This window comes from Comamonas kerstersii (assembly GCF_002056725.1).
Taxonomy (GTDB): Bacteria; Pseudomonadota; Gammaproteobacteria; order Burkholderiales; family Burkholderiaceae_C; genus Comamonas; species Comamonas kerstersii.
Window position 1 is genome coordinate 2861779 of sequence record NZ_CP020121.1, and the last position, 21657, is coordinate 2883435.

At 58.2% G+C, this 21657-nt stretch carries 22 protein-coding genes; 9 read left to right on the forward strand and 13 right to left on the reverse strand.

Going from position 1 to position 21657, the window contains the following annotated elements:
• The first annotated feature begins 297 nt into the window (after positions 1-297).
• Both B5M06_RS13555 and B5M06_RS13560 read left to right on the forward strand, forming a co-directional pair.
• Positions 298-1383: a porin gene (locus B5M06_RS13555; RefSeq protein ID WP_054065278.1), complete on the forward strand. Its 1086-nt coding sequence runs from the start codon at positions 298-300 to the stop codon at positions 1381-1383.
• Positions 1384-1428: 45 nt separating this feature from the next.
• Positions 1429-4422, forward strand: coding sequence for a xanthine dehydrogenase family protein molybdopterin-binding subunit (locus B5M06_RS13560; protein ID WP_205245336.1), 2994 nt, complete (start codon positions 1429-1431; stop codon positions 4420-4422).
• A 59-nt stretch (positions 4423-4481) separates the two neighbouring features.
• On the opposite strand, the gene B5M06_RS13565 is transcribed toward B5M06_RS13560, so the two are convergent.
• Both B5M06_RS13565 and B5M06_RS13570 read right to left on the reverse strand, forming a co-directional pair.
• Positions 4482-4763, reverse strand: coding sequence for a hypothetical protein (locus tag B5M06_RS13565; RefSeq protein ID WP_054065279.1), 282 nt, complete (start codon positions 4761-4763; stop codon positions 4482-4484).
• Between the two features lie 42 nt (positions 4764-4805).
• Positions 4806-5402: a C40 family peptidase gene (locus B5M06_RS13570; RefSeq protein ID WP_080025257.1), complete on the reverse strand. Its 597-nt coding sequence runs from the start codon at positions 5400-5402 to the stop codon at positions 4806-4808.
• Between the two features lie 196 nt (positions 5403-5598).
• On the opposite strand from B5M06_RS13570, the gene B5M06_RS13575 reads away from it, so the two are divergent.
• Entirely contained in the window at positions 5599-6207 is a 609-nt protein-coding gene (locus B5M06_RS13575) for an isochorismatase family protein (protein WP_054065290.1), read from the forward strand.
• 232 nt (positions 6208-6439) lie between these two features.
• Here the strand turns inward: B5M06_RS13575 and B5M06_RS13580 are convergent, their stop codons facing one another.
• Genes B5M06_RS13580 through B5M06_RS13605 form a run of 6 tightly spaced genes read right to left on the reverse strand, consistent with a single transcriptional unit; the run spans position 6440 to position 14079 of the window.
• Positions 6440-7840: a TolC family outer membrane protein gene (locus B5M06_RS13580; RefSeq protein ID WP_054065280.1), complete on the reverse strand. Its 1401-nt coding sequence runs from the start codon at positions 7838-7840 to the stop codon at positions 6440-6442.
• Between the two features lie 33 nt (positions 7841-7873).
• Positions 7874-8221, reverse strand: coding sequence for a rhodanese-like domain-containing protein (locus tag B5M06_RS13585; RefSeq protein ID WP_054065281.1), 348 nt, complete (start codon positions 8219-8221; stop codon positions 7874-7876).
• Positions 8222-8253: 32 nt separating this feature from the next.
• Positions 8254-8961: a protein-L-isoaspartate O-methyltransferase family protein gene (locus B5M06_RS13590; RefSeq protein WP_054065282.1), complete on the reverse strand. Its 708-nt coding sequence runs from the start codon at positions 8959-8961 to the stop codon at positions 8254-8256.
• Positions 8962-9010: 49 nt separating this feature from the next.
• Positions 9011-12223, reverse strand: a complete 3213-nt coding sequence (locus B5M06_RS13595) for an efflux RND transporter permease subunit (protein WP_077344937.1) — start codon at positions 12221-12223, stop codon at positions 9011-9013.
• A 21-nt stretch (positions 12224-12244) separates the two neighbouring features.
• Positions 12245-13444, reverse strand: coding sequence for an efflux RND transporter periplasmic adaptor subunit (locus B5M06_RS13600; RefSeq protein ID WP_240183933.1), 1200 nt, complete (start codon positions 13442-13444; stop codon positions 12245-12247).
• A complete protein-coding gene (locus B5M06_RS13605) occupies positions 13441-14079 on the reverse strand; it encodes a TetR/AcrR family transcriptional regulator (protein WP_054065334.1) in 639 nt (212 codons plus the stop codon). The genes B5M06_RS13600 and B5M06_RS13605 overlap by 4 nt, the downstream gene beginning before the upstream one ends.
• A 158-nt stretch (positions 14080-14237) precedes the next feature.
• Between B5M06_RS13605 and msrA the strand changes: the two genes are divergently transcribed.
• The 5 genes from msrA (at position 14238) to B5M06_RS13630 (ending at position 17237) form a co-directional block, all read left to right on the forward strand.
• Entirely contained in the window at positions 14238-14777 is a 540-nt protein-coding gene (msrA, locus tag B5M06_RS13610; protein WP_054065335.1) for a peptide-methionine (S)-S-oxide reductase MsrA, read from the forward strand.
• Positions 14778-14839: 62 nt separating this feature from the next.
• Complete coding sequence (locus B5M06_RS13615) at positions 14840-15301, forward strand: Fur family transcriptional regulator (protein WP_240183934.1); 462 nt, start codon at positions 14840-14842, stop codon at positions 15299-15301.
• A gap of 57 nt (positions 15302-15358) precedes the next feature.
• Positions 15359-15658, forward strand: a complete 300-nt coding sequence (locus B5M06_RS13620; protein WP_054065291.1) for a hypothetical protein — start codon at positions 15359-15361, stop codon at positions 15656-15658.
• A gap of 39 nt (positions 15659-15697) precedes the next feature.
• Complete coding sequence (locus B5M06_RS13625) at positions 15698-16048, forward strand: hypothetical protein (protein WP_420809970.1); 351 nt, start codon at positions 15698-15700, stop codon at positions 16046-16048.
• Positions 16049-16292: 244 nt separating this feature from the next.
• On the forward strand, positions 16293-17237 hold the full coding sequence (locus B5M06_RS13630; protein ID WP_054065293.1) for an AEC family transporter: 945 nt from the start codon (positions 16293-16295) through the stop codon (positions 17235-17237).
• Between the two features lie 166 nt (positions 17238-17403).
• Here B5M06_RS13630 and pdxH read toward each other — a convergent pair whose 3' ends face one another.
• Entirely contained in the window at positions 17404-18051 is a 648-nt protein-coding gene (gene pdxH / locus B5M06_RS13635) for a pyridoxamine 5'-phosphate oxidase (RefSeq protein WP_054065294.1), read from the reverse strand.
• 177 nt (positions 18052-18228) lie between these two features.
• Here pdxH and B5M06_RS13640 point away from each other — a divergent pair, with 177 nt between their 5' ends.
• Positions 18229-18783 carry an OmpA family protein gene (locus B5M06_RS13640; protein ID WP_054065295.1) on the forward strand — a complete coding sequence of 185 codons (555 nt, stop codon included), beginning with the start codon at positions 18229-18231 and terminating at the stop codon, positions 18781-18783.
• Positions 18784-18837: 54 nt separating this feature from the next.
• On the opposite strand, the gene gloA is transcribed toward B5M06_RS13640, so the two are convergent.
• From gloA to B5M06_RS13660, 4 genes are all read right to left on the reverse strand, one after another.
• Complete coding sequence (gene gloA / locus B5M06_RS13645) at positions 18838-19254, reverse strand: lactoylglutathione lyase (protein WP_054065296.1); 417 nt, start codon at positions 19252-19254, stop codon at positions 18838-18840.
• Between the two features lie 70 nt (positions 19255-19324).
• Positions 19325-19786: a MarR family winged helix-turn-helix transcriptional regulator gene (locus tag B5M06_RS13650; protein ID WP_054065337.1), complete on the reverse strand. Its 462-nt coding sequence runs from the start codon at positions 19784-19786 to the stop codon at positions 19325-19327.
• A 124-nt stretch (positions 19787-19910) separates the two neighbouring features.
• Positions 19911-20834, reverse strand: coding sequence for a Bug family tripartite tricarboxylate transporter substrate binding protein (locus B5M06_RS13655; protein WP_240183935.1), 924 nt, complete (start codon positions 20832-20834; stop codon positions 19911-19913).
• 243 nt (positions 20835-21077) lie between these two features.
• Complete coding sequence (locus B5M06_RS13660; protein ID WP_054065298.1) at positions 21078-21557, reverse strand: Lrp/AsnC family transcriptional regulator; 480 nt, start codon at positions 21555-21557, stop codon at positions 21078-21080.
• Positions 21558-21657 lie beyond the last annotated feature (100 nt).

The window sequence follows — 21657 nt, forward strand, 5'->3', positions numbered from 1 at the left end:
AAACAAGGCTTTGTCTGAAGCATGGCGATGCTTGGGTGGCATGCGGGGCATGGTCTTGAGGCGGGTAAAGCTTCAAGGCAATGAAGTTTCAAAGTGAATGTGCCGCTGAAGTGCTTGATATGTCACAAGTTATGGGTGCAGCCCCTTGAAATCGAATTTTTACTACATGAAGCGAAATAGCATGCTCCTATAGTTGGCCAAAGAATCTTGGCAGATTCCCGTGAGAACTGAGCGACCATCGCCAATACCCAGTTTGAATTTTGCCGCATTGATTCAGCACCAAAGAGAGAGGAATGCATGAAAAAAATATTGCTCGGCATGGCGTGCATCACAGGTTTTTGGGCAGGCACTGCATCTGCACAAAGCTCGATCACCTTGTTTGGCTATGTGGATGCCGCTTATGGGTTTCAGACCTGGAAAAACAAATCAGAGGGGGTGAAGGTGCACCAATCTGGCTTGTTCAACGGCATCTGGAATAGCAACGCTTGGGGGATCAAGGGCAAGGAAGATCTGGGTCAAGGCTTGACGGCCAGTTTTGAGCTGGAAAGCGGGTTCAATGTGCTCAATGGCAGCACTTCCAGCAGCCATTACTTCAAAACGGCATGGGTCGGCCTGTCCAGCAACGAGTGGGGGCGTGTGCGCATGGGGCGCGTGGGCAACGCAATCCAAGAGTACGCCAGTTTTATTGCCGGTATCTCTGACGAAGAAAACTTTGCGGATATTGAAAATATCTTCAGCGCTGCCGGCTCCAATAAAGCCAACAACACCATTGTCTATAAATCTCCAACATTCAGCGGTGTGGATTTCTCGGTGGGCTACTCCTTTGATACCAAGGGCTCATCCGGCACAAGCAATGATGAAAAAATCAAGCTGATTACCAGTGCTATTGGATATAGCAAAGGCCCGCTGACACTGAGCCTGGGTTATGACCGCCTGCACTCCAGCGCATGGGCCAAAAATGTCCACTCCTGGGTGGCGGTGGCCGGTTATGAGCTTAAATCGGTGTCGCTGGGGGCTGCGGTGGGGCAGGACATCAATGGCCGCCAGTCGGCGCTGAGTTCCTATCTGTCCAACCCAGCTTTTGCGACCTGGGGCTCTGGCTATGTGCCAGACTTTAAAACCACGGGTTTGACTTTCAATGCCACCGTGCCTGTCGGTACGGCTGCCAGCGTGATGGTGGGCTGGAGCGGCTCTCGTGCAAGCAGCGGCTTTCACAACGCCTATAACCTGGACAAACGCCAGCAGAACATCTATAGCGCTGGATATACCTACAACCTTTCCAAGCGCACCTCGTTCTACGTCATAGCAGCCTATGCAACGGGTTTTGCTTTCCAGAACGTCACCGCACAGCAAATGTTTGCAGGCCTGGACCATAGTTTCTAAGCACTGCAGCGCAACATCATTTCAGTCGATTTCAGGAGCAGGCACGTGGCAAGTACCCACCCCAATGGATTTTCTCGTCGGGACTTTATCAAGCTAGGTACTGTGGGCGGTATCACCTTGCTGCTGGGGCGCCTGCCAACAGCGCAGGCGGTGGAAGTCAACTCAGGCCCAAGTCCCACAGACTGGATGGGCAGCAATGGCAAGCCCAAATTCCGCTGGGATGCCATCCGCAAAGTGACGGGTGAGAAGAATTTCTCTTTTGACTTCCGGGCCAAGGACTTACCGGGCTGGCCAGAACAGCAGGGCTATGCCTTCATGCTCAAGGCCACGGATGCGGAGCATCGCTTTGAAGGCATTGATCTATCCGTGCTGGGCGCTGATTTGCAGCCAGACCGGCTGCTGCTGCAAAAAGACCTGGCAGACAAAGGCCTGCAAGCACCAGACAGCATGGGCAAGGGCTTTTATGGCGAACATATTCTGCTGCCGGTTGGTGAAACAGCGCCGCTCTTGGGGCACCCTGTTGCCATTCTGTTTTACAAGGATTTTGACCGTTTCCAGGCCGCAAAGCGCGCACTGCTTTTTGAGAAAAGTGCGGTCAAGTACGGAGAGTTCACAGGCCCCAAGCCTCCAGCAAATTACGGTGCAGGCCGCTTTGTGCGTATAGGTGGGGCGCAGCCTTACGAAGCACCATTGTTCGCGCCTTTCCAGAACGGCTCCATCAAAGGTGCTTTTGATGGCAACGAGGTGGTATGGCCGCCTTTTACGCCTGACCGCGAACTCTTCATGCCCGAGGTCATCAAGCGCAAGCGTGGCAGCGGCTTCGAGGACTCCCTGCATGCATCCAGCCTGGATCCAACCGTGGCAGAGCAGGCCATGGATGCCGCCATGCTGATTGCGGATGAGATCGAGCAAGCACGCAACAACCCAGACAAGCTGGTGCTGGCGCGCCGTGGTTTTTCACAGTCCATCGACCCATGTGCCATGGAGCCCGATAACTGCACGGCCTGGTATGACGCCAAAAACCGCAGCCTGTACATCATGACGGCGACCCAGTCACCCGCAGGTGTGGCCAGTGCTGCGGCAGCCATGGTCAAAGACAATAGCCAGGCGCCTGTGGAGCGCATCATTTTGCTGACGGGTTCCACCGTTGGCTATGGCTCCAAAGACTATTCGGTGTTTCCGTACTACGCGATTGCGGCCTGCCTGTATAGCGACGGTATGCCAGTGCGTATGGCCAACAATCGTTACGAGCAGTTCCAGCTGGGCATGAAGCGCCATTCCATCGAGATGGACGTGACCATTACCGCAGATCGCAAGACCGGTAAGTTCGAGGTGCTCAAAGGTGCCTACGTTTGCAATGGCGGAGGCCGCGAAAACCTGTCGGTGGCGGTGTCACACGTGGCGGCGCGTGGGGCGCAGTCCATCTACTACTTTCCCAAATCTGATCTGACCGCCGTGGCGCTGGCCACCCGCGCGGTGGAGGCAGGCTCCATGCGGGGCTTTGGCTCCTTGCAGTCGTTGAGCGTTACCGAGGTGATGGTCGACGAGATCGCTGGGGAACTGGGGCTGGACCCTATCGAGCTGCGCCGGCGCAATGCCTTGCGTGAAGGTTGGCAGAACACACAAGGGGGCGTGCAGGCGGGTGATCCGCGCTTGCTGGAGATGCTGGATCTGGCAGCGAAGCACCCTTTGTGGGTCAATCGCCAGAAAGCCAAGGCGGATTTTGAGGCGGCCAACCCCGGCAAGCGCTATGGCGTTGGTTTTGCGCAGGTGCAGCAAGTCTATGGTTCCAGCGGTGACCCCAGCATTCTGGTGCTGGAGTTTGACAGCAACGGCAAGCTGAGCATGCGCCATTGCGTGCAGGAAATTGGCACGGGCGCGACGACGGCACAGCAGGTCATGGTGTGGCAAGCGCTGGGCAAAGCGCCGGACGAAGTGGAGTTTGGCGTGACGGAGTTTCCGGAACTGCCACTGACCAGTGCCTGGGCTGACCAGAAGCTGCAGGATGAGTATTCCAAGAACAATCCTTACTGGGTGCCATCCATCGTGCCGGATATGAGTTCGTCGTCGAGCGTGTATTACATCGGCTTTGCCACGCGCCAGGCAGCACGCTTTTTGCTGGAGTTCACCTTGTGGCCTGCAGCGCGTGCGATCTGGAGCGAGGGGGCAGGCGGTGGCGCCATGTCCAGCTTCAATGTGCAGTTGGCTGATCTGCGCATTGGCCCAGATGGCTTGGGGGGCGCTGGTATGAAGCCAATTGCCTTTGAGCAGCTGGCCCGCAAGGCCCACGAAATGGGCCTGATCACCGGGGTGGCCGTGCATACCTACAGCCGCTGGGAATGGGCGCGGGCAGAATTTGATATCCCGGGCGTGGGCTTGCGCAACCTGCCCATTGATGCGCTGGCCGTGCGCTATGGCGATGGCGCGCCTGCTGCGCTGAAAAACCGCATGACCGTAGCCGGATATGACTTTATCAAGCGCAAGAGTGCCACCTATCCTCCCACGCAGCGCAGCAGCGCTGGGCCCACCACTTATACGCCTGCATCCTATATCGTTGAGCTGAATGTGAACACTTTTACGGGACAGGTGCAGGTAATGAGTCACCATGGGCTGATGGATCCGGGAACCATGATTGTTCCGGAGCTGGTTTCCGGGCAGCTGCAGGGCGGCGCAGCCATGGGGATTGGCCATGCGCTGATGGAAGAGCTGCCGCTTTATGAAGACGGTCCGGGCAATGGCACCTGGAACTTCAACCGCTACACGCTGCCACGCGCCAGAGATGTGGCGGTGTGGACGCAAACCGCAGACTACTTGCCGCCCTTGTCAGAAACATCGCCGCCCAAGGGGCTGGCAGAGCTGGGCATGGTGCCCATGGTGGCTGCGGTCAGCAATGCGCTCAGCCATGCAGTGGGCAAGCGCTTTTATCACTACCCTGTCACGCCGCAAAAAATCAAGGAAGCGCTGTCGCAAACAGCCAGTTCTGTGGTTTCGGGAGAAGCCTTGCGCGAGCAGCAGGCGCAAGCTACGGCGAATCAGTAAGCAGGAGATCTGGGGCAAAGGGCAGCTTGATGGCTGGTGAAGCATCAGCTGCCTGAATCCTATGGATTAATGTTCCATTTCTTCTTGAAGTCGTATTCAAGCTGCTCACACTGGCCCGGTGTGAACTGTGGTGGCGTGTCTTCCTTGGGGCCTTTTTCGCGCTCTTTCCAGCACAGGCGAATGGTTTCACGCTCCACCCACTGCTGCTCTTTGGCAGGAGAGAGGTTGAACAGAATCTGGCTGCCCAGCATCAGAATGGCAAACAGGGCCACAGGTGTTCCAATGATCCAGAAAACCAGTTTGGGCCGTGGCATGGCCTTGTCGGGCTGTGGTGTAGACATAAGTGTGAAGTCCTGAACTGTGGGCCAGAGGAGGGCCTGACTTCAGGGCTGAATGGGGGAGATGCTGGTGTTGATGGCTTGAGGCTGGCTCAGTGCAACGTCAACGCGACGTGCACCGTTAAAGCGCTTGGACCAGTATTTGCTATTCATGCTTTCCACGCGCACGCTTTTGCCGCGCCGTGGTGCATGGATGAACTGGCCATTACCCACATAAATGCCGACATGGCTGAAAGCTCGGCGCATGGTGTTGAAGAACACCAGATCACCGGGCTTGAGGTCTTTTTTATCGATTTTCTGGGTGGCCTTGGCTTGCTCACGTGCGTTGCGGGGCAGAACGTGACCAACGGCTTCCTGATAGATGGCGCGCACAAAGCCACTGCAGTCAAAACCCGTTTCAGCATTGGTGCCGCCGAAGCGGTAGGGAATGCCGATCATGCCCATGGCGGTGCTGATCAGATCGGAAGTGTTGGACGCAACCGACTCGCCCATGGACTGCAAATTAGCGCCCAACCCACGCTCTGCCAGAATTTCTGTCAGACGTTCATGGGAAAGGGGGGCTTGATGTTCTTCTTGGTCTGGAGGCGTGGCATGTACGCTGCCACATGCCAGGGCCAGAACTAATAGCCATTTGCATGTCATAGTCTTGAGATTATCACGCGGCGGGCATGGCACAAATGAGAGCTATGTCAAAGACGGGGCATATCCCGGCTTCTGAAACGTCTTGTTTCAATATTGTGAGACTGCAGCCTGTCGCCGCTGTGTGTGCAGGCATGCCACGGGGTTGAGGCTTCGCTGCGACAATAAGGTTTTGCACAACAGAACACAGGAAAACTACATGCTGCTGGATGCCGATGATTCGCAACTGGTGCTGATTGACTATCAGGAAAAACTGATGCCTGCCATTTTCGAAGGGCAGCAGGTGCTGGCCAATGCGGTCAAGCTGGCCAAGATTGCCAAGATGATGCAGGTGCCTGTGTGGGCGACCGAGCAAAATCCTTCCAAACTGGGGCCCAATGCGGCAGAGCTGCGCGCCCTGAGTGATCGCACTTTGGCCAAGATGAGCTTTAGCGCGGTGGAAGACGGCTTGATTGATCTGCTGCGTCCTCCCGTCAAAAAGCAGCAGGGCGGCAATGCCCGTAGCTTGCCCAAGCACCTGCAAAAGCCTGCGGCACCGCAGGAGCCCGAGCGCCCCTCCATTGTGATTGCAGGCTGCGAAGCCCATGTCTGCCTGATGCAGACCGCACTGCAACTGCTGGAAGAAGAGATGGAAGTCTGGGTGGTGACGGATGCCTGCAGCTCGCGCACAGAGCGCAACCGTGATGCAGCATTCGACCGCCTGGCCGGTGCTGGCGCAGAGCTGGTGACCACAGAGATGGTGGCTTTTGAGTGGCTGCGCAGCTGCGAGCACCCCGCATTCAAGCAAATGCTGGAGCTGGTCAAGTAAGCCAGTACCAGCCACTGCTCCGGCGTGACTGCCGGAGCTTTTTTTACGGCATTTGAATCTAGCTTACATGCTGTTTTAAAGCGGCCGAAACACAGATCGGCAGTCCTGCACATGCTGTGACAGAGGTGTGATAGGGAACTATGAAAAATAGAGCTGCTTGCGCAGCAAAAATAAAGGTTTCAATGCTCTATGACTTTGAAAACCAGTAATGACAAGCGCTGGCAGCTCTTTTTTATGAAGCAGGCTGTGCGGGGTTTTGCGCTGCAGGGCTGAGGACGGCATTGATGGTGTGCACATCCTGCATGCGCAGATTGCCCGCAGCCTGGCGCAGTTGCAGCAGGCCAAGCAGCAGCTGGTATCGGGCATGTGCCAGGTCTTTTTGCGACTGGAAAAGCTGGCTCTGGGCGTTGAGCACGTCCAGATTGATGCGCACACCTACCTCGTAGCCGAGCATATTGGCTTCCAGAGAACTCTGGCTGGAAGCGACCGCAGTTTCCAGTGCCTTGACCTGTTCATAGGCCGACTGCACGCCAAAGAAGGCCGTGCGCACGGCCTGGGCGACCTGGCGTCTGGCGCCTTCCAGATCTGCGCGGGCTTTTTCCTCGAGTGACAGGGTTTCCTTGACGCGGTTTTGTACGGCAAAACCTGCAAACAGAGGAATGTTCATGACCACGCCCACGCTGCCGACTGTGGAGTTGACGCGGCCAGGCAAGCCTTGAGTGAGGGAACCATCCGGGTTGCGCTGCGTGCCATAGCTGGCCTGAAGATCCACCGTGGGCTTGTGGCCAGCGTAGGCCTTGTCAGTTTCCAGTCTGGCAATGTCCTGCGCAATGCGAGTCTGGCGGATTTGCGGGCTGTGGTTTTCCGCCTGGTCCAGCCAGGCTTGCAGGTCGCCAGGTGTCAGTTCAGGCAGGCGCTCGGGCTGGGCGAGGGGCCAGGGGCTGGCATTGCTGGTGCCCAGCAGTTGATCGAGCGCAGCCTGGGCAACGCGCACATCGTTGGCTGCAGCAATTTCCTGGGCGCGGATCAGGTCCAGGCGGGATTGCGCTTCGCGCGCATCCGTGATGGTGGCGTCGCCAATTTCAAAACGGCGCTTGGCAAATTCGTATTGTTCAGCGACCGAGCGTTGCTGGGCGCGGACCAGCTTGAGCGTTTCCTGTGTGGTCAGTACCTGGAAGTAGGCCTGGGCTGTGCGCACCAGGAGGTCCTGCGAGGCTGCATCAAGCTGAATCTGAGCCAGTTCTGCCTGAAACTGGCCCTGCTTGTAAGTGGCAAAGTTGGCAGGGTTGTACAGCGGCTGGGTGGCCTGCAGGCTAGCGGAGTCTTGACGGGCATCCAGCTGGCGTGAGGGGAAATCACCGCGCACACGTGTTTCGCTGTACTGGCTGTCGGCCTGAATGCCAATCTGTGGCAGCAAGCCGGCTTTGGCCTGTGCGCTCTGGCTGAGGGTGGCCTCGTACTGTGCACGTGCACTTTGCCAGGCAGCGTCGTAGGTCTGGGCCCGCTCGGTGAGTTCGACCAGACTTTGGGCCTGCGCGGCAGGCCATGCGCAGCACAGTGCTGCAGCGCAGGCCAGATGACTGAGCGAGAAGCGGAAAGCGGCAAGGTTTCGCAACGCAGTGGGGAACACCATGAATTCGTCTCCAGAATCTCGCTCAGGGCTGTGTCAGTACGTGGGCACGCTCGGATCGCGTTCCTGCGACCATGCGTTAATGCCGCCGGCGATGTTGGCTACCGATTCAAAACCGGCGCGCACCAGATAGTTCGCCACACTCATGCTGCGTGCGCCGTGGTGGCACAGGCAGGCAGTGGGGCGGTCAGGGTCCAGCTCTTCAAAGCGAGAAAGGATTTGTCCCATGGGAATGCACTGCAGCTCAAACTGGTCGCTGGGCGCAATGCTGGCGATCTGGCATTCCCAAGGCTCACGAACGTCAAGCACCAGAGGCTTGACGGCATCACCGGCGAATTGACCCAGCCACTCATCAAACTGGGCTGGGGGGACTTGATAGAACATGCAAACTTTCTCCGGTGATGCGGGCAGGGAACTTAGAACTTGAAACGGTTGGTCGTGTTGAAACCGTGCAGGCGAGGAGCCACGATGTCCCAGGGGGTCTTGGTCACGATGGAGCCGCCTTGCTTGGTGACCACGGTGAAACGCATCACGGGCTCATTGCCAACGATGGCAGACAGTCGGCCACCATCTTTGAGGTGGGGCAGGAGCTCTTCAGGAATGCTTTCCACCGAGCCGCTGAGCATGATGACGTCAAAGGGGCCTTCAGGCAGCACGTCCTTGGAACCATCGGCCACGCGCACGCTCACGTTGTCGCAGCCAGCGTCAGCCAGGTTTTCGCGTGCCATTTCGGCCAGCTCGGCGTTCAGCTCCAGTGTCACCACTTCCTTGGCCAGCTTGGACAGCAGGGCAGCGCTGTAGCCAGAACCGGTGCCAATTTCCAGCACGTGGTCGGTGGGCTGCACGTCCACGTCGTTGATCATGCGGGCTTCCACGCGGGGCTGGAACATGCATTCGCCCTTGTCCAGGGACTGAGCGCCTTCAGTCAGAGGAACGAGCACGTCCATGAATGCCAGGCTGTAGTGTGCAGGTGGGGTGAAATCTTCGCGGCGCACGGTGTAGAGCGCGTCCAGCAGGCGTTCACCGTCCACATTCCAGGGGCGCACTTGCTGCTGGACCATGTTGTAACGTGCGTTTTCGGTGGGGTCGTTACGGTCTAACAGGCTGTTCAGGGGCAAATTCATGGTGGTCTCCTCCGCTACGGGATGGCTTATCTGAAACAAATCCGTGATTCTACGAGGGTGAGGATGGGTTTGCGGCCTTATCGGACTCGCGCCCATGCCAAAGTCGCTTGAGCCACTGCGTGAAATCATCCAGATAGCAATACACCACGGGCACGACCACCAGCGTCAGCAGCGACGAGGTAATCACCCCACCAATGACGGCCTGGCCCATGGGGGCGCGCTGCTCGGCCCCTTCGCTGACGGCAAAGGCCAGCGGCACCATGCCAAACACCATGGCCAGCGTGGTCATCAGAATCGGGCGCAGACGCACGCGAGCTGCCAGCAGCAGGGCCTGCTCGCGGGGCAGACCCGGGCTGATCTCGCCTTGCTCGTTCGTGTGTTCGCCACGGGCACGGATGGCAAAGTCCACCAGCAAGATGGCGTTCTTGGTGACCAGGCCCATGAGCATCACGATGCCGATGATGGAGAACATGCTCATGGCAGAGTTGAACATCATCAGTGCCAGCACCACGCCAATCAGGGTCAGGGGCAGCGAAGTCATCAGCGCCAGCGGCTGGATAAAGCTCTTGAACTGGCTGGCCAGAATCATGTAGATGAAGATAACGGCCAGCGCCAGTGCAGACACGGCATAGGCAAAGGACTCATTCATGTTCTTGGTAGAGCCCCCAAACTCCCAGTGGTAGCCGGGCGGCAATTGCAGATCCTGCAGCATCTTGGCAATGTCACTGGAGACTTCACCCGCCGAGCGCAGCGAGGTATTGGCGGTGAACTGCACTTCTCGCGTCATGGAGCGGCGGTTGATCTGGCTGGGGCTGCGCGACTCGACCACATCGGCCACCTGATTCAACTCCACCACACGCGGGCTGCCATCTGCCTGTGTCTGTACAAAAGGCAGGTGCTGCAAGTCCGCAGGCTGGGTGCGTGCTTCAGGCGCCAGGCGCACATTCACGTCATAGGTTTCATCATCGCTGGCGCGCCAGTTGCCAATGGTGTCGCCAGCCACCAGCGTGCGCAGGCTGCTGGCAATGCTGGCCACGGAAAGCCCCAGATCAGCCGCTGCATCACGGTGGACTTTGACTTCCACAATGGGTTTGGGCGGCTGCAGGCTGCTGTCCAGATCGACCAGACCGGGAATGTGCTGCAGCTTGCTCTGCAGCTCCTGGCTGATGCGGTCCAGCTCCTGCAGGTCAGGCCCCATGATGGAAAACTCGATCTGCTTTTGGCCGCTCACGGGTTCCAGCTGGCCCACGTGCGTGACCAGAATGCCGGGAATGCCCCGCAGTGCATCACGCAGCGTGCGCGTCATCTGCTCCAGACTCTGAGCGCGTTCGCTGCGGTCTGTCAGGCGAATGTAGATGCTGGCCGAGTGCTTGCCTTCGGCGCTGCCTGTGTTGATGGTGGTCAGCGTATAGCGCACGCCGGGCTGGGCGCGGATGATGGCTTCCACCTGCCGTGCCTTGGTTTCCGTGGCTTCGATGGAGGAGCCTTGCGGCGTTTCGAAGTTGACGTAGGTTTCCGAAAAGTCCGCACCGGGCACAAATTCAGAGCCCAGCAAGGGCAGCATCAGCAAGCTGCTGATAAAGATGGCAAGCGCAGAGAGCACGGTGGCCAGCTTGTGCATCAGCGACCAGCGCAGCAGGCGCTGGTACAGCTCGGTCAGGTCTTCTGTCGCCTTGTCAAACCAGGCCGTGAGGCGACCGAGGGTGCGGTCGTACAGGCTGCGTTTGCTGTTCGCGGCAGGCTGCCCGTGCAGGTGAATGCTGGGGTCATGCCAGACGCTGGAGAGCATAGGGTCCAGCGTGAAGCTGACGAACATGGAAATCAGCACCGCTGCCACGATGGTGATGCCAAATTCGTGGAAGAACTTGCCAATGATGCCGCCCATGAAACCAATGGGCAGGAACACGGCCACGATGGACAGGGTGGTCGCCAGCACGGCCAGACCAATTTCCTGCGTGCCGTCCATGGCAGCGTCATAGGGCGACTTGCCCATTTGCACGTGGCGCACGATGTTCTCGCGCACCACGATGGCATCGTCAATCAACAGGCCCACGCACAGCGACAGCGCCATCAGCGTGACCATGTTGATTGAAAAACCAAACATGTACATGAACCAGAAGGTGCCGATCAGCGCAATGGGCAGGGTCAGGCCGGTGATGATGGTCGAGCGCCAGGAGTTCAGGAACAGAAACACAATCAGCACCGTGAGCACCGCGCCTTCAATCAGCGTCTGGCGCACGTTGTCCACAGCCACCTGAATGGGGCGGGCCGTGTTGGCAATGGTCTCGAGCATGATGCCGGGCGGCAGGTCCTGGTCCAGCTCTGCGACCACACGGTTGAGGCCGTTGACCACTTCGATGGTGTTTTCATCCTGTGCTTTTTGTACCGACAGCACCAGCGTGCGCTCGCCGTTGTACAGCGCCAGGCTCTCCAGTTCCTGCGCGCCATCCTGAATGCGCGCCAGCTGGCCCAGGCGCACAGGGGCGCCATTGCGCTGTGCAACCACAATGTCGGCGAACTGCTCAGGGCGGGCAACGCGTGCATTGATCTGCACCACGCGTTCCTGCTGCAAAGAGCGGATGGTACCTACCGGCAGGTCCTGGTTTTCGCTGCGCACCGCCTGCACCACCTGAGCTGGGGTGATGCCATAGGCTTTGAGCGATGTGGGCTCCAGATAGATATTGATCTCGCGCGGTGTACTGCCCACCAGATTGACGGCACCCACGCCGCGCACGTTTTCCAGGCGTTTTTTAAGCACCTGGTCGGCCCAGGTGGTCAGCTGGATGGGCGTGAGTGGCTGGGCGCCTTCAGGCAAGGTAGCTGGATTGGGCAGTACCGCCACAGACCACACGGGTGCGCTGGCCGGGTCAAAGCGCAGCACCCACGGCTCCTTGACCTCATCTCGCAGCGTAGGACGTACGGTGGCTACTTTCTCGCGCACATCGTCAGCGGCCTTGCGGCCATCCATGTGCAGCTGGAACTCGATGATGATGACGGACTTGCCTTCGTAGCTGCGCGAGGTCAGCGCATTAATGCCCGAAATCGAATTGATGGCTTCTTCCAGCGGCTTGGTGACTTCGCTTTCCACCACTTCGGGTGAAGCGCCGGGATAGTCCACGGTGACGACCACCACGGGAAAATCCACATTCGGGAACTGATCAATCGCCAGACGCTGGTAGGAAAACAGACCCAGCACCACAAAGGCCAGCATGACCATGGTGGCCATGACCGGATTGCGCAGACTTACCTTGGTAAACCACATGATGCAGCTCTTCTTTCTGCGCTACGAGGCATTGGACGGCTGGGCAGGTGTGGATTGCGGCTGCAGCTCAACCCGCGTGCCTGCAGGAATACGCCCCGCAGAGCCTGTGAGCACGATCTGTTCAGGCTGCAGACCTTCAACGGCTACCCAGGTCACGTCCTGCCCCACGCTGCGTGCGCCCAGCGACACCGTGGTGTGCTGCACGGTGCCATCCCGCACGGTCTGCACATAGGGCAGAGGCTGGTCGGTATGCACGGCAGACAGGGGAACAGCCAGTGTTTCCAGACTGCCGGTCTGGATAAAGCCTTCTACATACATGCCGGGTCGCAGGGTGATGCCTTCAGCGGGCAGTACCTGCAGATAGACAGGTACCGCACGGTTGCTGCTGGAGGCGCTGGGGTTGATGCGCACCACCTTGGCCTGCAGGCTCTGAGGCAGCTGACCGTTGCTGGCACGCAGCTGCAGGCTTGCCGCCTGGCCGATCTGAACCTGTGCAGAGTCGTTGGCAGGAATCTGCGCTTCCAGCTCCAGCGCAGACAGGTTTACGACTTCCACAATGGGAGCTTCCACATTCACGCGTTCGCCGTTTTGTGCCATGCGGCTGGCAATCTGGCCGTCAATGGGGCTGCGCAGCACGGTGTCGTCCAGATTTTTACGGGCAGCATCCTGCGCCGCACGTGCTGCGGCATGGTTGGCCTGTGCGGCCTGCAGGTTAGACAGCGAAGCCGTCAGGGCCGTATCAGAGATAAAGCCCTTGGCCACCAGTGCGCGGTTGTTGTCGTACTGGCGCTGGGCAATCGTGACCTGGGCCTGTGCAGCATCGGCCTGCAGCTTGGCCTGGCGAAAGCGTGCCTCGGTTTCTGTGGCATCGACCCGGGCAATCACCTGGCCGCGTGTGACACGGTCGCCTTCACGCAGCTGCAGATCGCGCAGTTCCCCGGGAATGCGGGCTTTGACGAGCGCGCTGTCCATGGCTGAGAGGCTGCCGGTGATGGGAATGCCCAGTGGCATCTGCCTGGGCTGCACGGTAAACCACTCCTGTGAAGGAATGCTGAAAGTGCGTGCAGCGCTTGCTGTGCTTGCCTCAAGTGCTTCTTTTTTTGCGCTTCTGCCATCGACCGCTCGCCAGACGCCAGCTGCGATGGCAATGACAGAAATAATGGCCAGCAGCCACATCCATTTCGGCACACGAAAGGAAGAGGAAGAAGAAGTCTGCGTCATGCGGATAGTGCGGCAAGGCCGCGCAGAAGGTTGTCAACGTGAATATCGAAGTACGCCGTGTCGCTGATGCCCAGCGATTCGGGGTAGTGCACACCCATGGAATGCCTCCACTGGATGTAGGAGAACATGGGCGTCATGATCAGGTGCACGCCAGCGTCCAGGTCAATGGGCCGGAACTCGCCACGTGCAATACCGCGTTCCAGAATGCGGCGCACCAGCGCCTGCCCGGGGTAAATCACTTCCTGCAGGTAAAAGCTGGCCAGCTCAGGGAAGTTGCAGCACTCGCTGGTCATCAGCTTGTAGATGCCACCTGCTTCGCTGTTGGCAATGCGCTCCAGCCAGACAGCAAAGGCATAGCGCACCAGATCGGCCGTGCTGCCGGTAAAGCTTTCCAACTCGGCCTGCCATTCGGCAAAGCGCCCGGCAATGTTTTCGCGCACCACGGCCTTGAGCAGGGCCTCCTTGCTGGGGTAGTACAGAAACAAGGTGCCTTTGGAGACATTGGCCAGCGCAGCCACTTCTTCCACGCGGGTGGCGGCATAGCCTTTTGCCACAAACAGGCGCGTGGCCGCCGCCAGCAGTTCAGCCGGGCGTGCTGCTTTGCGGCGAGTGCGGCGGGTGGAAGCAGTGTTCACCTGAGTGTCAGAGCGGTAGGGGAAAAAGAAAATGACCGATCGGTCATTAACCAGAATCTTAGAAAGCAGATGGGTGTGCGTCAAGTAAGGATTGCTTCCTGCATGGACAAGCATGGTGCCGGTAGTCAGTGCGGGATGACAGCGTGTACAAACAGGGCATGAAGGAAACCATCTATTTCGGCGGCGGGTGCTTCTGGTGCACAGAAGCTGTGTTCGACCGCGTACGGGGCGTGCTGGATGTGCAAAGCGGTTACGCCAATGGCCATGTGCCCAACCCCAGCTACGAGCAGGTGTGTGAAGGCACGACCGGGCACGCCGAAGTGCTCAAAGTGGAGTTTGACCCGGCGCAGATTGCACTGGAGCAGTTGCTGGAGATCTTCTTTGGCACGCACGACCCCACCACACTTAACCGCCAGGGCAACGATGTAGGCACGCAGTACCGCAGTGCCATCTACACAACCACCGAGGCCCAGCTGCAGCAGGCACAGGCTTTTGTGCAGCAGCTCAATGCGCAGAACACCTTTGGTCAGCCGGTTGTGACGCAGGTGCAGCCGCTGGACAACTACTGGCCCGCCGAGGGCTACCACCAGGACTACTTTGCGCGCAATCCATTGCAGGGCTACTGCGCCTATGTGGTCGGCCCCAAGGTGCAGAAGTTCCTGCATACCTTTGCGCAGCACGTGAAGCAGGACGACTGAAGCTGCACTTTGCACAGGCATAATTGCAACTGTGTTGCGTTAGCAATGCCATGGAATTGCCTATGCCTGTTGTTTCACCTTCTACACCACTGCAGCTGCCCGCTGGCATGCGTGCCACGCGTGCGGTGCTGGCCATGCTTGACATCCTGCCCCAGCAGCCCATGCAGGGCTGGACCGAAAGTACGGTCGAATCCGCCTTGCAGGCGCGTGGGGTGGTGGTGAATCGCGTGACGGTGTACAGGGCGCTGGACCGCTTTGTGCAGGCGGGCTTGCTGCAGCGCAGCGTGGATGCTTCGCGTGTGACGCGTTACTGGCTGCGCTCGGCAGAGGGTGCCGATGCCGTGCCGCAACTCGAATGCACGCGCTGCCGCCAGCACTTCAGCCTGGATCAGGGCTCAGCCGCCGTGCAGTCGGCGCTGCAGGCTCTGCGCCAGGCCCTGGCACACAGCGCGGGTGTGCGCAATTCTTCCATTGATGTGGCCATGCATGGCGAGTGCGCGCAATGTGCACAAAGCCCTGAATGAGCGCCACACGCAGCACGTTTGGCTTTTTTACCTTCACCCCTTCAAGGACTTCACACCATGAAATCACTGCTTTGCATCTTTGCCGCCACTTTGGCGCTGAGCGCACCGGCTTTTGCCCATAACCACGACCATGCCAAGGATGCGCACGCCCATGACCACGCAGCGCCTGCATCCAGCCAGCTGGACAAGCACACGCTGGAAGACATCGAACGCCACCGCGGTATGGCGCGCGCCCACGAGCAGGCCGCACAGTGTCTGGAACAGGGCAACAAGTACGAAGACTGCCAGAAACAATTGCAGACCAGCTGCAAGGGCCTGGCACTGGGCAAGAACTGCGGCATGCGCCATAGCCACTAAGCACAGGGCGAGCTGCTGCGTAACTTTGTCATGACTTTCTTGTCCCGCATGCACCAACTGCGCACGCCCTGGATGGCGTGGTGGCTGGCATTGGCTCTGGTGGTGGCACCAGCGCTGGGGCGCATGCATGAAGTGCTGCACGCACCTGTATTGCCACACACCCAGGCACAGCCAGGGGATGAAGCAGGGCATGCGCTGTTTGCGGATCACTCTGCGCTGGAGTGTCTGGCCTTTGACCAGCTCAACCTCGGTTGCGACCAGCCCTTGCCGCTGGCATTGCACCCCCATGGCCAGCCGCATGCTGTTCCGGTCTGGTGCCCGGCAGCCGGTGCATGGCCTGTGGCTCGCGCGGGCTTTGATGCACGTGCACCGCCACATATGCCGGTCTGAATTTTCTAAAACCATAGCTGTTATCGCCTGCTGTATCAGCGGTAAAGCCACTTTTTATGCATATTTCCGATGTAGATGTTCCTGGTCTGCATCCATGCAATGCCGGGTAGCGAGCACGGTGAGCGCTGAAATTGCTCGCCAAAATCGGTCGCCAGTTTGTCCGTCCATGCACTGAAATCTTCTTAAGATGTCAAGCCGAGGTACGCAGGGTGCGTGCCTCGGCTTTTTTTATGGGTGTGGCAACGTGGATTCCCCTGCGCTGACGGCTTTGCTGCCTGTTGTTCTGATCATCATGAGCGGTGTGCTGGCCGCCAAGCTGGGCTGGATCCGGGCTACGGCCATTCGCGATCTGTCGCACCTGGTGTTTTATGTGCTGACCCCGGCACTGCTGTTTCGCACCATGGCCAGCGTGCGGCTGTCTGAGCTGGATTTCAAGCCCATCGTGGTGTACTTCATGGCCGCAGGGCTGGTGTTTGCGGGCACCTTGCTGGTCAACGGCTTTAACACGCTGGCTGCAACGCGTGCGCTGGGCCATACCTTCAGCAATAACGTGATGATCGGCATTCCCCTGATTGGCCTGGTGCTGGGCAAGGAGGGGTTGGTGGTTTTGCTGACCTTGATTTCCGTTCACGCGCTGCTGCTGCTGGGCAGTGGCACCTTGATTCTGGAACTTGCGCAGGCCCGGCAGCACAGCGAGGCAGGGCGGTCGCAAGGACTGCTGCGCACGCTGGGGCAGGCCGCGAAAAACAGCGTCATTCACCCTGTGCCGCTGCCGATTATTGCAGGGCTGCTGTTTGCGCAGACGGGCTGGAGCATTCCGGCTGTGATTGACAAGCCCCTGCAACTGCTGGGCTCAGCGCTGGGCGCCATGGCCTTGCTGCTGGTAGGCGTGACCCTAGCGTACAGCCGCATCGGCAGTTTGCTCAAGCCGGCACTGCGCATGGCAGGCGTCAAGATTGTGATTCACCCGCTGGTCTTTCTGGCCGTGGCTTGGTGCATGCATCTGCAGGGCATCCCCATGGTGGCCATGGCACTTGCGGCTGCCTTGCCCACAGGGGCCAATGTGCTGATGTTTGCCCAGCGCTATGGTGTGGCAGAAGAAGAGGTCACGGCCAGCATTGCACTGGGCACCATGTGCTGTCTTGTCACCGTGCCTGTGATGCTGTTGCTGATCAGTGCGGTTCAATAAAAAGATAGCTGCTAGCGCTTGAATTCATTGAGTTTCAATATGAAAAATATCTGAAAACCTTTATAGAACTGCGCAAGCAGCTATCAATATTGGATTGAATCTAGCTTACATGGTGTAAAAATCAGCTTTCAAACGTGGAAAGCTGATTTTTAGCGGCCCATTGCCATCAAGGGGCAAGACGCTCGCGCACCCACTCGTTGTTTCTCAGTTCATAACGCAGACGGTCATGCAGACGGCTTTTGCGCCCTTGCCAGAATTCCCAGCGGTCCGGCACCAGACGAAAGCCACCCCAGTGCGGAGGGCGAGGAGGGTTCAACAGAAACTGCGCACCGTATTTGGCCGCATTCGTCACCAGCACACTGCGGCCGCTGATGACCTGGCTTTGCGGGCTGGCCCAGGCGCCAATGCGTGAGTCAAGCGGGCGGCTGTTGAAATAGGCGTCACTTTCCTGCGCACTCACACGCTCGACGCGGCCTTCGATGCGTACCACACGCTCCAGATCCACCCAGTGAAACTGCAATGCAGCAAAAGGGTTGCCAGCCAGCTCCTTGCCTTTGCGACTGTCGTAGTTCGTGTACCAGACAATGCCTCGCTCGTCATAGCCCTTGATCAGCACGACCCGTGTGCTGGGTCGCATGTTGCTGCCCACGGTGGCTACCGTCATGGCGTTGGGTTCGGCAATTTCTGCCTTGATGGCTTCTTGCAGCCACTGGTCAAACTGCTGCAGAGGGTCAGCATGCGAGGCTGTTTCGTTGAGCTCCGCACGTTCATAGCTCTTGCGCAAATCAGCAATGTGGGTGGAAATTTGGCTCATACAGCGGATTGTGTACCGTGAAAATGCCAATGAAAGGGAAGTTACTAGGCATTTTTTTGATGTGCTGCAGTAAAAAGAGCTCACCAATGTATAGATTTTTTTACAATTTCCCGTAACACTTAGAAACCGACCTCCACGCTCCACTGCGCACATCCGTTCGCTTGCAAGATCCTGCCCATGTCACAGTTCAGCGCCGCTGCCCATCCTCCCTTACTGCCTCTTGCTGCTTTTGCTGCAGGTATTGCCATGCTTGTGGCGTTTTCGGTGGAAGCTGATGCTTCCAGCGACAGCCCATCAGCATCTGCTGCTTCAAGCACAGAGACTTTGCAGCAGGCGGGGTTAAGCCCCCACGCATACGAGCCGCCTTCACTGGCTCCTTCGGCCGTCGTGCAGGCGGGTACACCGGCTTACCGGGTAGAGCAGGACAAGGTGAAGTTCTTTTTTGCGGCCAGCCGTGCAGAGCTGCGCGAGACTGCGGATCAGGGCCTGAAAGCCATTGCAGATGCCTGGCGTGACGGACACAAGATTCAGATTGCGGGCTTTCATGATCAGACAGGCAATCCCATGCTCAACACTGCGCTGGCAAAAAAACGCGCGCTGGAAGTGCAAAAACGCCTGATAGATCTGGGTGTACCAGCATCTGTCATGCAGATGAACAAACCCGCAGTCTCCAAAGACACGCTCGATCTGGCTGAAGCCCGCCGTGTGGAAGTTTCACTGCTGAAGAAATAAAAAACGCCCGGTGCATCAGCTACCTGGGCGTTTGAAGGTGACCGTGGATATGGTTTAACGCAAGCCAGTACCAGTGCCAGCGTCGTCCTTGCGTTCGATCAGCTCAATCTTGTAGCCATCAGGGTCTGTCACAAAAGCAATCACGGTTGTGCCGCCCTTGACGGGGCCAGCTTCGCGCGTAATGGTGCCGCCTGCAGCGCGGATCTTGTCGCAAGCCGCGTAGGCGTCTGGCACACCAATGGCAATGTGGCCATAAGCCGTGCCCATGTCATAGCTTTCAGTGCCCCAGTTATAGGTCAGCTCAATTTCTGCCTGGTTGGGGTTGCCGCCTTCATAGCCCAGAAAGGCCAGCGAGTACTTGTACTCGGTGTTTTCCGAAGTGCGCAGCAATTGCATGCCAAGCACCTTGGTGTAGAAATCGATAGAGCGCTGGAGATTGCCAACGCGCAGCATGGTGTGGAGGATTCTCATAAGCGCATATTCTGCACAAAGATGCAGCGCACATGGCAGTGCACGGGAAATATTGCCTTGGCTGGTGCCACTACGTGAGACTCTGGCGCGCATGGGCCACAAGCTTGTCCAGAATGACATCCAGCTGCTGTGCTTCCTCTGCATCCAGACAGGCTGTTATTTCCTGGTTGCGCCGCGTGACCAGACGCATGGTTCGCACCCATACTTCGCGGCCTTGCGCCGTGAGGTTCAGCACCACACCGCGCCCATCGGTTGGGCTGCTTGCTTTCAGAATCAGGCCTTTGTCTACCAGTGCCTGCGCTGCGCGGCTGGCCTGGGCCTTATCGAGGTTGGCGCTTCGTGCCAGATCTTTCACGGAAAGCGGCGCAAAGTTGCCAATGGCTGCCAGGCAGCGCGCTTCATGGGCGGGAATGCCGGACTCTTGCTCATAGGCGAGCTGCGTGATGCGATCGGCCAGCTTCATCAGCGTGTGAATGCGGTGGGTGTAGGTCCTGTCCAGAGGCACCCAGTCTGTGTGTTCGCGTGAATTCATGGCTGTCATTCAAACCAAAGGCCTGCCAGAGAATATGTGGCAGGCCTTTGCAAGGCGGGGTCTTTGAAAGCCCCAATTCTCACTACCTGTACGTTCCCGCACAAGATGGCGATCTTGAGGCGGCTCAGTCCAGTGTGATTTGGCTCTCTTCAATCACTCTGCGCCACTTGTTACGTTCTGCGCTAGCGTAGGCATCCATTTCTTCAGCGGTGCTGGGCGTGACTTCCAGCGCCATGCCTTCCAGCTTGGCCACGATGTCAGCCTGCTTGAGCGCAGATTGCAGGGCATCGGAGAGCTTGGCTACGCGTTCCTTAGGGGCGGCAGCCGGCGCCACAATGCCTTGCCATGCATAGGCTTCAAAGCCTTTGAGTCCTTGTTCATCCAGCGTAGGTACATCTGGCAGTGTAGGAAGACGGGCAGGGCTGGCCACGGCAATGGCGCGAATCTTGCCGCCTTGCACGTGCTGAATGCCTGCGGCCGTGTCTACAAACATGAATGGCAGCTGACCCGCCACAACGTCCTGTACCGCAGGGGCTGAGCCGCGGTAGGGGATGTGCACAAAGTTCAAGCCACTTTGCGAGCGCAGCAACTCAATGGCGAGATGGTGTGGGCTGCCTGCACCAGGCGTGCCATAGGAAACACCTTTGGTCTGCTGCTTGGCCCATTCCACAAATTCAGCATAGTTGTTGACCGGCAGCTGGCTGTTGACCACCAGCAGCATGGGAAAGCGCACCAGCAGCCCCACTGGCACGAAGTCTTTTTCTGCGCTGTAGCTGAGTTTTTTGTACAGATAGGGGTTGGCAGCCAGGGTGCCAGTGTCCCCAGTCAGAATGGTGTAGCCATCGGGCTTGGCGCGCGCTACGGCATCCGCACCGATGTTGGTGGCTGCGCCAGGCTTGTTGACCACGATGATGGACTGGCCCAGTGCCTTGCCCATGGGCTCGCTGAGTACGCGTGCCACTACGTCTGTGCCGCCACCCGCAGCATAGGGCACGACCCATTCAATGGGTTTGCTGGGATAAGCATCTGCCCATGTGACCAGGGGCATAAGCAAGGAGGAAATAACAAAGCTACGTCGGGCTAAGGACATGAAACGTCTCCGTAGAACCTTCTGGTTCTTTTTTTCTGGTTGGAATAGTGTTGCCTTGTGGCAGCAACACGGAGACTGTAGCGGTGAAGGTTGCGCACGCAACCAAGAGGTTTCCCGAGTTTTTTCTCGTTGAGTTTGATTATTCAGGTGGAAAAGCAATGAGAAATCTATTAACGCAAAGCTCAGATTCCAGCGGATGGATTACAGCTCGACAGGCAGCGCACTGGTGCATTTGATTTCATCCATGCAGACACTGGAGCGCACAGATGCCACGCCAGGCAGACGCATGAGCGTGCCCATCAGGAAGCGGGACAGCGATGGCAAATCCCGCGCAGTGACTTTGAGCACATAGTCAAAGTCACCAGTGACGGAGTAGCACTCCAGTACCTCAGCCAGCTGGCGCACATGCACCAGAAATTGCTCCAGCTCGCGGACATGGCTGCGCTCCATGGATACATGAATAAAGGCTGTCACGCTCCAGCCCAGCGCTGCAGGTTCCAGCCGCGCTTCGTAGGCACGAATCAGCCCCAGTTCTTCCAGCCGCTTATGGCGCCGGTGGCACTGCGCGGGAGACAGCTGCACCACTTGCGCCAGCTCCAGATTGGTCGCGCGTGCGTTGGTCTGCAGGTGGGCCAGGATTTTCTGGTCGATGCGGTCCAGTGTGATGCTTGTCTCATTCATAGGAAATATTTTCTCTTTTTATTGGCTTTGGATGAATTTTTATTTGGTGCTTAAGGGAAATCCAGCGCTTCAAATAAAAACTCTTTGTGAGGCTTGATTT

Bases quoted from the DNA above. Each gene is read 5' to 3' on its own strand.
- B5M06_RS13555 (WP_054065278.1), top strand. From the start codon at position 298: ATGAAAAAAATATTGCTCGGCATGGCGTGCATCACAGGTTTTTGGGCA.
- B5M06_RS13565 (WP_054065279.1), bottom strand. From the start codon at position 4,763: ATGTCTACACCACAGCCCGACAAGGCCATGCCACGGCCCAAACTGGTT.
- B5M06_RS13570 (WP_080025257.1), bottom strand. From the start codon at position 5,402: ATGACATGCAAATGGCTATTAGTTCTGGCCCTGGCATGTGGCAGCGTA.
- B5M06_RS13575 (WP_054065290.1), top strand. From the start codon at position 5,599: ATGCTGCTGGATGCCGATGATTCGCAACTGGTGCTGATTGACTATCAG.
- B5M06_RS13580 (WP_054065280.1), bottom strand. From the start codon at position 7,840: ATGGTGTTCCCCACTGCGTTGCGAAACCTTGCCGCTTTCCGCTTCTCG.
- B5M06_RS13585 (WP_054065281.1), bottom strand. From the start codon at position 8,221: ATGTTCTATCAAGTCCCCCCAGCCCAGTTTGATGAGTGGCTGGGTCAA.
- B5M06_RS13590 (WP_054065282.1), bottom strand. From the start codon at position 8,961: ATGAATTTGCCCCTGAACAGCCTGTTAGACCGTAACGACCCCACCGAA.
- B5M06_RS13595 (WP_077344937.1), bottom strand. From the start codon at position 12,223: ATGTGGTTTACCAAGGTAAGTCTGCGCAATCCGGTCATGGCCACCATG.
- B5M06_RS13600 (WP_240183933.1), bottom strand. From the start codon at position 13,444: ATGACGCAGACTTCTTCTTCCTCTTCCTTTCGTGTGCCGAAATGGATG.
- msrA (WP_054065335.1), top strand. From the start codon at position 14,238: ATGAAGGAAACCATCTATTTCGGCGGCGGGTGCTTCTGGTGCACAGAA.
- B5M06_RS13615 (WP_240183934.1), top strand. From the start codon at position 14,840: ATGCCTGTTGTTTCACCTTCTACACCACTGCAGCTGCCCGCTGGCATG.
- B5M06_RS13620 (WP_054065291.1), top strand. From the start codon at position 15,359: ATGAAATCACTGCTTTGCATCTTTGCCGCCACTTTGGCGCTGAGCGCA.
- pdxH (WP_054065294.1), bottom strand. From the start codon at position 18,051: ATGAGCCAAATTTCCACCCACATTGCTGATTTGCGCAAGAGCTATGAA.
- B5M06_RS13640 (WP_054065295.1), top strand. From the start codon at position 18,229: ATGTCACAGTTCAGCGCCGCTGCCCATCCTCCCTTACTGCCTCTTGCT.
- gloA (WP_054065296.1), bottom strand. From the start codon at position 19,254: ATGAGAATCCTCCACACCATGCTGCGCGTTGGCAATCTCCAGCGCTCT.
- B5M06_RS13650 (WP_054065337.1), bottom strand. From the start codon at position 19,786: ATGAATTCACGCGAACACACAGACTGGGTGCCTCTGGACAGGACCTAC.
- B5M06_RS13655 (WP_240183935.1), bottom strand. From the start codon at position 20,834: ATGCCCCTGGTCACATGGGCAGATGCTTATCCCAGCAAACCCATTGAA.
- B5M06_RS13660 (WP_054065298.1), bottom strand. From the start codon at position 21,557: ATGAATGAGACAAGCATCACACTGGACCGCATCGACCAGAAAATCCTG.